Genomic DNA, 7127 nt, shown 5'->3' on the forward strand with positions numbered 1-7127 from the left:
GCGGCGTGGCGCTCGGGCTCGACCCGCTGGTCTGGCTGGTGCCGGCGGCGGCGCGCCTGGTCGTCCCCTTCGCCACGCCGCCGGTCGCTGCCGGCAGCTACGTGCTGGCGCATCGCCGGGCCGACCGCGCCCGGCCGGCGCTGCGTGCCTTCGCCGACTGGCTGGCGGCCGAGATGCGCGCCGACCTGCCGCGCCTGGCGGCGCTGTCGCGCGCCGCCCTGGCCGGCGCCGCGACCGGCGGATCGCCTTGGGTCGCGTGATGCCGGCGGCGTCTGCGGGGGCCAGCCGGCGCCCTGGCAGCCGAGGGCCCGGCATCGGCGCCAAGCGGCGCCGGGACGGGCCGGAGGATCAACGTCAGCGTTCCGCGATCACGCCGCCGGGCCCATGCGGGACGGGGCTCGGCCTCGCCCTGGCGCGGGCCCCGTGGCGCGACCGGCAGCGGCGCCGCATCCGGCCCGATCCGTTGCAGGCGCTCGCCCTCCCTGCCCGGCGGACGCGCCCCTGGGCCAGCGGCGTGGCCGCCCTCAGGCCGGGCGCCGTACCAGGGCGAGCAGGCCGAGCAGGCCGGCGCCGAGCAGCGGCAGCGCCGGCGGGGCCGGCACCGGCGCAGCCGGCTGCAGGGTCACGTCGAAGCTGATGAAGATGGTTCTGCCTGGCGCGGCGAAGACCAGGGGGGAAAACGGGCTGGTGACCGGCGTGGCGATGAACGTCGCCGTCGTGCCGTCCCAATTTTGAAGACCAAAAGAGCCATCGAACGATTGGCCCGACCCGGAGACGATGTCCGTCACCGTCGCACCGTCGACGGTGACGAAATTGCCGAGCGTGATCTGGAAGGGCCCGCTTGCATTTGCTCCACCGGCAACGGCGAAGGTGATCCGCGCTGTCGTCGCGGTGAGGTCGGTGAAGGAGAACCCGACGGACAATCCAAAAGCCGGGCATCCCGCAGAACGGTTCACGCAGACGCTCGGGTTCGCTGGATCCGTGTAGGTGCCCGGCAGTGGGTTGTTGATGTCTCCCGCGACCGGCACCCCGAACCGGTAGGTCGCGCCCTGCAGCGCGGCCTGCGCCGCCGGAGCGCCGGCGCCCAGCGCCAGCACGCTCGCCATGGCTACGACCCGCGCAAGCTTCCTCGTCATGTGGCATCCTCTCCCACACCGGGCTAGCCGGCCCGCTCTGTCGGGAAGTTGAACGCCTTTTTATTCTTTTACAAAATGTTATGAATCCGACAGCCGCCGCATCCGACCGGCGCGCGGTCGAGACAGCGGAGGAACGCATGGACACCAGCCTGCCACCCGGTGGCGGCCGCCTGACCGGCCCGCGCACGGTCTATACCGAGGCGCATGAGGCCTTCCGCGACACGGTGCGCCGCTTCTTCGAGAAGCATGTCGTGCCCTATCACCGGCAATGGGAACGCGACGGCATCGTCAGCCGCGAGGTCTGGCGGCAGGCGGGCGAGGCCGGGATCCTCTGCCCGATGATGAGCGAGGAATACGGCGGCGCCGGCGCCGATTTCGGCTACAGCGCCATCGTCATCGAGGAGATCGCGCGGACCAACTGCACCGGGCCGGGCTTCCCCCTGCATTCCGACATCGTCGTCCCGTATATCGAGGACCTGGCGACGCCGGAGCGCAAGGCGGAATGGCTGCCGAAGATGGCGGCCGGCGAGATCATCGGCGCCATCGCCATGACCGAGCCCGGGATGGGCAGCGACCTGAAGGCCATGCGCACCACCGCGCGGCGCGATGGCGACCACTACGTCATCAACGGCTCCAAGACGTTCATCAGCAACGGGCAGCTGGCGGACCTCGTCATCGTCTGCGCCAAGACCGATCCGTCAGCGGGGCGCAAAGGCATCTCGCTGATCTGCGTCCCCGGCGACGCGCCCGGCTTCCGGCGCGGGCGCAACCTGGAGAAGATCGGGCTGCACGCGCAGGACACCTCGGAGCTGTTCTTCGAGGACGTGCGGGTGCCGGTCGGGAACCTGCTGGGCGAGGAGAATCGCGGCTTCTCCTACCTCATCCGCAACCTGCCGCAGGAACGCCTGGTGATCGCGGTGCGGGCGGCCATGGGCATCGAGGTGATGCTGGAGAAGACCGTCCAGTACACCAAGGAACGCCAGGCCTTCGGCCAGCCGGTGATCGATTTTCAGCACAACCGCTTCAAGCTGGCCGATGCCAAGGCGCAGGCGGCGATGTTCCGCGTCTTCGCCGACCATTGCCTGGCGCTGCACATGCGCGGCGAGCTGACGGTGGAACTGGCCGCCGCCGCCAAGCTGCTGGGCGCCGAGATGCAGAACCGGCTGTTCGACGATTTCCTGCAGCTGCATGGCGGCTACGGCTACATGGCGGAATACGAGATCGGCCGCGCCTGGTCGGATGCCCGCATCGGCCGCATCTATGGCGGCAGCAGCGAGATCATGCGGGAGATCATCGGCCGCACCCTGTAACGGCGGGCGATGGCCCGCTGGCCGCAGCCGGCCATGCGAGGCTGTTCCGCCCGCCTGGCCGGCGCGCGCCGCGCCGGCGACGCCCACCGCGGCACGCGCGGGCGAGCCCCATGCCATCGCGCCGGGCGGGCCACCCCGCCCGGCGCGCCCAACGAGAAGACCAGCCCGGGAGGCACCCTGCATGACCATCACGCGCCGCGCCCTGCTGGGCGCCGTCACCCTCGCCGCGCCGGCGCCGCTGCGCGCCCAGCCGCGCTTCCCCGACCGGCCGATCAGCCTGCTTGTGCCTTTCCCGCCCGGCGGCGCCACCGACGTGCAGATGCGCGCCCTGGCCGAAGCGGCGACGCGCGCCTTCGGCCAGCAGGTGATCACCGAGAACCGGCCGGGCGCCGGCAGTACGCTGGGCGCCGCCGCGGTCGCCCGCGCCCGGCCGGATGGCTACACCATCGCGCAGATGACCCTGCCGGCGCTGCGCCTGCCCTTCATGCAGCGCATGGCCTACGACCCGCGGCGCGACTTCACGCCCATCCTGCACCTGACCGGCTACACCTTCGGCGTGCTGGTCCGCGCCGACAGCCCCTGGAAGACCTGGCGCGACCTGGTCGCCGATGCCCGCGCCAATCCGGGCCGCCACCGCTGGGGCAATACCGGCGCCAACGGCACGCCGCACCTGACCATGGTGGAACTGGCCGAGCGCGAGCGGATCGAGGTCGAGCATGTCCCCTTCCGCGGCGAGGCGGATGCCTATCCCGCGCTGCTCGGCGGCCATATCGAGGCGCAGGCGGCCGGCACCGGCGGCGCCCAGCTCGTGCTCGACGGCCGCCTGCGCTACCTGAATTTCTGGACCCGCACCCGGCTGGCGAAATTCCCGGAGGTGCCGACGCTGCTCGAGCTCGGCTACCAGGGCATGGTCGTCACCTCGCCCTACGGGCTGGTGGCGCCGGCGGGCCTCGACCGCGACGTGCTGGCCGCGCTGCATGACGGCTTCCGCCGCGCCCTGCACGACCCGTCGCACCTGGCGGTGCTGGAACGGCTCGACCAGCCGCTGGAATATCTCGACAGCGCCGACTACGCCCGGGTGATGGCCGAGACGATCGACATGGAGGAGAAGCGGGTGGAGCGGCTGGGGCTGCGCGCCGGCTGAGCCGGCCGGCCCGGCGGGCCGCTACGCGATCGCCGGCGGCGGATGCGACCGCCGGTGGCGACCCGGTCATGGTGCCCGGCCGCGTCGCCGCCATGCCCGCCCGGTGGGTAGTGGGACCCGGTCGGCATCGCGCGGCTGTGCGCCGCGGCACGGCGCGCCGGCGGCGCGTGGCGCAAACCTCTCCCGACGGCGAATGCAAGGCGGGAGGGAACAGCATGTTCACGGCATTCAAGGGCCGGCGCCCCCTGTGGGAGGATGTCGGCGCGGTGCTGCTGGCGACGGCCTATTTCGGCGGCTTCCTGCTGGCCATCCAGGTCGCGCTGGACAAGCTGCTGTAGCGCAGCCCGTCCCGACCCGCACGGCGGTCGAGGCGGCCGGCGCGATCGCCGGCGCCAGGGTCCGGCAGCGTGGCCGCTGCGGGGCGGGCGGCGCCGGTGCGCCAGCCGCGCCTCTCAGCCCGCCGGCAGGTAGCGTTCCTTCAGCAGCCGGCGCAGCAGCTTGCCCGCCTCCGAGCGCGGCAATTCGGCCGCGATCTCCCAGCTGCGCGGCCGCTTCGGCCCGGCCAGCCGCTCCCGGCACCAGGCATCCAGCCCCGCCGCATCCGGCGCGGCACCGGCGCGCGGCACGACCACGGCATGCACCTGTTCGCCCATCTCCGCATGCGGGATGCCGACCACCGCCACCTCCGCCACCTCGGGGTGCTGCACCAGCACCGCCTCGATCTCGGCGGGGTAGATGTTCACCCCGCCCGAGAGGATCAGGTCGGCACGGCGGTCCGACAGGTAGAGCCACCCCTCCTCGTCCAGCCAGCCGAGATCGCCGAGCGTCGCGCGCCCGGCCGCGTCGTAGCAGGCCGCCGTCTTGTCCGGCGCGTTGTGGTAGGCGAAGCGCGGCCCGCCCGAGAAGCGGATGGTGCCGGTGACTCCCGCCGGCACCGCCCGCCCGTCCTCGTCGGTGATGTGGACCCGCACGCCATTGACGGGCTTGCCCACGCTGCCCGGCCGCGCCAGCCAGTCCCGAGGCGCGATCACCGTGGTCCCGATGCCCTCCGACCCCGCATAGTATTCCCAGAGGATCGGGCCCCACCATTCGATCATCGCCCGCTTCACCGGCACCGGGCAGGGCGCCGCGGCATGGATGGCGGCGCGGTGGGAGGACAGGTCGAAGCCGCGCCGCACCTCCTCGGGCAAAGCGAGCATCCGCACGAACATGGTCGGCACCCATTGGCTGTGGGTGACGCGGAAGCGCTCGATGGTTTGCAGCGCGAGCGCGGGGTCGAATTTCCGCAGCACCACCGCCGTCCCGCCCTCGACCAGCGTGCGGTAGACATAGCGGTTCGGCGCGGCGTGATAGAGCGGCGCGGGCGAGAGATAGACCGTGTCCTGGCCGAAGCCGTACAGGGTCTTCCAGGTCATGTCCCATTCCGGCGCATCGCGCTGGTCATAGGGGATCAGCGGCCGGCGGATGCCCTTGGGCAGGCCGGTGGTGCCGGAGGAATAGAGGAACTCCCGCCCCAGCGGCCGCTCCGGCAGCTGCGCCGCCGGGTCCTGCGCGGCGAGGCCCTCCTCATAGCCGCCATAGCCGGGAATGCCCTCGCCCAGGGCGAAGCGCGGCCGGTCGCCCACCGCGCCTTCTGCCACCAGGTCCTGCGCCAGCGGCGCCAGCGCCGGGCTGGCGATCAGCAGCTTCGCGCCGCTGTCCTGCAGCACATAGGCGACCTCGTGCGGCCGCAGATGGATCGACAGCGGCGTGTAGTAGAGGCCGGCCAGGCGCGTGGCCTCCGCGATCTCGAGGAATTCCGGCCGGTTGTCGAGCAGCAGCGCGATGCCCTCGCCCGGCTGCAGGCCGAGGCCGATGAGCCACCGCGCCGCCCGGCGCGCGCGGTCATGCAGCGCCGCATAGCTGATGGCCTGGCCGGTCTCGGGGAAATGCGCCGCGATCCTGTCGGGCTGCCGTTCCGCCCAATGCGCCAGTTGCGGCATGCGGTTCCTCCTGCTCGCGGCCAGGGTGGCGGCGAGGGCCGGCGGGCGTCAATGCGTCGGCCGGATGCGACGAAAGCTGAACGAAATTCCACGCGACACAAGCATCGGTTGTGGCATCCTTCCCTGCAGGCGCATCCGCGCCGGCCCGACCATCTGGGGGAGGAAGAACCAATGTCCGTCATCAGCCGCCGCGCCCTGCTCGGCGCGGCCGCGGCTACGGCTGCGCTGCCCATGCTGCCCGCTGGCTTCGCCGAGGCCGCCGCGCCCTTCCGCAACGACCTGCCGCCTGCCTGGCACCGCTTCAAGTGGGGCGAGTTCGAGGCGACGGTGATCTCCGACGGCTCGCTGCCGCTCGGCAAGCCGCAGGACAGCTTCGTCGGCCCCGGCGCCAACCAGATCCCGCAGATGCTGAGCAACGAGTTCCTCGACCCCAACGCCGCGACGCTCGAGCAGAACATCCTCGTGCTCAACACCGGCCGGCAGCTGCTGCTGTTCGATACCGGCATGGGCGAGAGCATGGGCGCCGATTCCAAGATGTTCGGCCCGACCACCGGCCGGATGCTGGCGAACCTCCGCGCCGCCGGCATCCAGCCGGAGCAGATCGACATGGTCGTCGCCACGCATGCGCATTGCGACCATGTCTGGGGCCTGGTGAATGCCGCCGGCCAGCGCGTCTTCCCGAACGCCCAGGTTGCGATCAACGAGGCCGATGTGCGCTTCTGGACCGATGACGGCAACAAGAAGGGCCCGGCCTTCATGGGCCCCTTCATCGAGGGCGCGAAGAAGAACCTGAACGCCTATCGCGACCGGCTGGTCATGGTGAAGGACGGGCAGGAGGTGGCGCCGGGCGTCGTCGCGCTGTTCTCGCCGGGCCATACGGTGGGCCATACCTGCTACGCCATCACCTCGGGCGGGCGGACCATGGTCAACACCGGCGACCTGGCGCATCACCAGGTGCTGCTGCTGCGGCACCCGATGATGGAATTCTCCTTCGACACCGATCCGAAGCAGTCGGCGCAGACGCGCAGCCGCATGCTGGACCGGCTGGCGACCGACAAGCACGCGGTGCTGTCCTACCACTTCCCCTGGCCCGGCCTCGGCCATGTGCGGCGGGAAGGCGAGGGCTTCGCCTGGGTGTCCTTGCCCACCAACGTCACCACGCTGTGACGCCGCACCGGGTCCTGGCCGGGCGCGGCCCGGCCGCGTGACCCGGCCGCGCGAGGAGACCGTGATGGCGGCGCTGCCCGAGATCCGCGAGGCGGAGGCGCCGCCCGACATCGCCGCCATCTACGCGGCCTTGAAGCGGACCAGCGGCGTGCCGCTGGTCAACCTCATCCACCGCCACCTGGCGACGCTGCCCGGGGTGCTGCCCTGGGCCTGGCAGGCGATCCGTCCGCCGCTGGAGGATGGGCGGCTGGCCGGCGCGCGGGTGCGGCTGGCGGCCAGCCTGGCGGTGCCGGTGGTGCCGGCGGCCGACCTCGCCGGCGCCGGCCTGGCGGAGGCCGACCGCGCCGCCCTGCGCGCGCTGGCCGAGACCTACAACCGCGGCAACCTG

Annotated in this window: 8 protein-coding genes; 6 read left to right on the forward strand and 2 right to left on the reverse strand. The window is 72.2% G+C overall.

The window, feature by feature from the left end:
* Positions 1 to 260: type 2 periplasmic-binding domain-containing protein (locus E2C05_RS33405; protein WP_408901634.1), on the forward strand; the 260-nt coding region annotated here is incomplete at its 5' end.
* 264 nt (positions 261 to 524) lie between these two features.
* On the opposite strand, the gene E2C05_RS26415 is transcribed toward E2C05_RS33405, so the two are convergent.
* A complete protein-coding gene (locus tag E2C05_RS26415) occupies positions 525 to 1136 on the reverse strand; it encodes a hypothetical protein (RefSeq protein ID WP_133222643.1) in 612 nt (203 codons plus the stop codon).
* A gap of 137 nt (positions 1137 to 1273) precedes the next feature.
* On the opposite strand from E2C05_RS26415, the gene E2C05_RS26420 reads away from it, so the two are divergent.
* The 3 genes from E2C05_RS26420 (at position 1274) to E2C05_RS35230 (ending at position 3928) form a co-directional block, all read left to right on the forward strand.
* The gene (locus E2C05_RS26420; protein ID WP_133222644.1) at positions 1274 to 2446 is read left to right on the forward strand and encodes an acyl-CoA dehydrogenase family protein; all 1173 of its coding nucleotides are present in this window, start codon (positions 1274 to 1276) and stop codon (positions 2444 to 2446) included.
* 181 nt (positions 2447 to 2627) lie between these two features.
* Complete coding sequence (locus E2C05_RS26425) at positions 2628 to 3590, forward strand: Bug family tripartite tricarboxylate transporter substrate binding protein (RefSeq protein WP_133222645.1); 963 nt, start codon at positions 2628 to 2630, stop codon at positions 3588 to 3590.
* Positions 3591 to 3805: 215 nt separating this feature from the next.
* The gene (locus E2C05_RS35230) at positions 3806 to 3928 is read left to right on the forward strand and encodes a hypothetical protein (protein WP_274607342.1); all 123 of its coding nucleotides are present in this window, start codon (positions 3806 to 3808) and stop codon (positions 3926 to 3928) included.
* 114 nt (positions 3929 to 4042) lie between these two features.
* On the opposite strand, the gene E2C05_RS26430 is transcribed toward E2C05_RS35230, so the two are convergent.
* Entirely contained in the window at positions 4043 to 5572 is a 1530-nt protein-coding gene (locus E2C05_RS26430; protein WP_133222646.1) for an AMP-binding protein, read from the reverse strand.
* Positions 5573 to 5743: 171 nt separating this feature from the next.
* Between E2C05_RS26430 and E2C05_RS26435 the strand changes: the two genes are divergently transcribed.
* Positions 5744 to 6739, forward strand: coding sequence for an MBL fold metallo-hydrolase (locus E2C05_RS26435; protein WP_133222647.1), 996 nt, complete (start codon positions 5744 to 5746; stop codon positions 6737 to 6739).
* A 64-nt stretch (positions 6740 to 6803) separates the two neighbouring features.
* Positions 6804 to 7127, forward strand: a 324-nt coding sequence (locus E2C05_RS26440; RefSeq protein ID WP_205083089.1) for a hypothetical protein, incomplete at its 3' end; no start/stop codon positions are given.

Origin of the sequence: Paracraurococcus ruber (genome assembly GCF_004353985.1) — a bacterium.
GTDB lineage: Bacteria > Pseudomonadota > Alphaproteobacteria > Acetobacterales > Acetobacteraceae > Paracraurococcus > Paracraurococcus ruber.

Coding starts and splice junctions, on each gene's coding strand:
- E2C05_RS26435 (WP_133222647.1), top strand. CDS start 5,744: ATGTCCGTCATCAGCCGCCGCGCCCTGCTCGGCGCGGCCGCGGCTACG.
- E2C05_RS26415 (WP_133222643.1), bottom strand. CDS start 1,136: ATGACGAGGAAGCTTGCGCGGGTCGTAGCCATGGCGAGCGTGCTGGCG.
- E2C05_RS26420 (WP_133222644.1), top strand. CDS start 1,274: ATGGACACCAGCCTGCCACCCGGTGGCGGCCGCCTGACCGGCCCGCGC.
- E2C05_RS35230 (WP_274607342.1), top strand. CDS start 3,806: ATGTTCACGGCATTCAAGGGCCGGCGCCCCCTGTGGGAGGATGTCGGC.
- E2C05_RS26425 (WP_133222645.1), top strand. CDS start 2,628: ATGACCATCACGCGCCGCGCCCTGCTGGGCGCCGTCACCCTCGCCGCG.
- E2C05_RS26430 (WP_133222646.1), bottom strand. CDS start 5,572: ATGCCGCAACTGGCGCATTGGGCGGAACGGCAGCCCGACAGGATCGCG.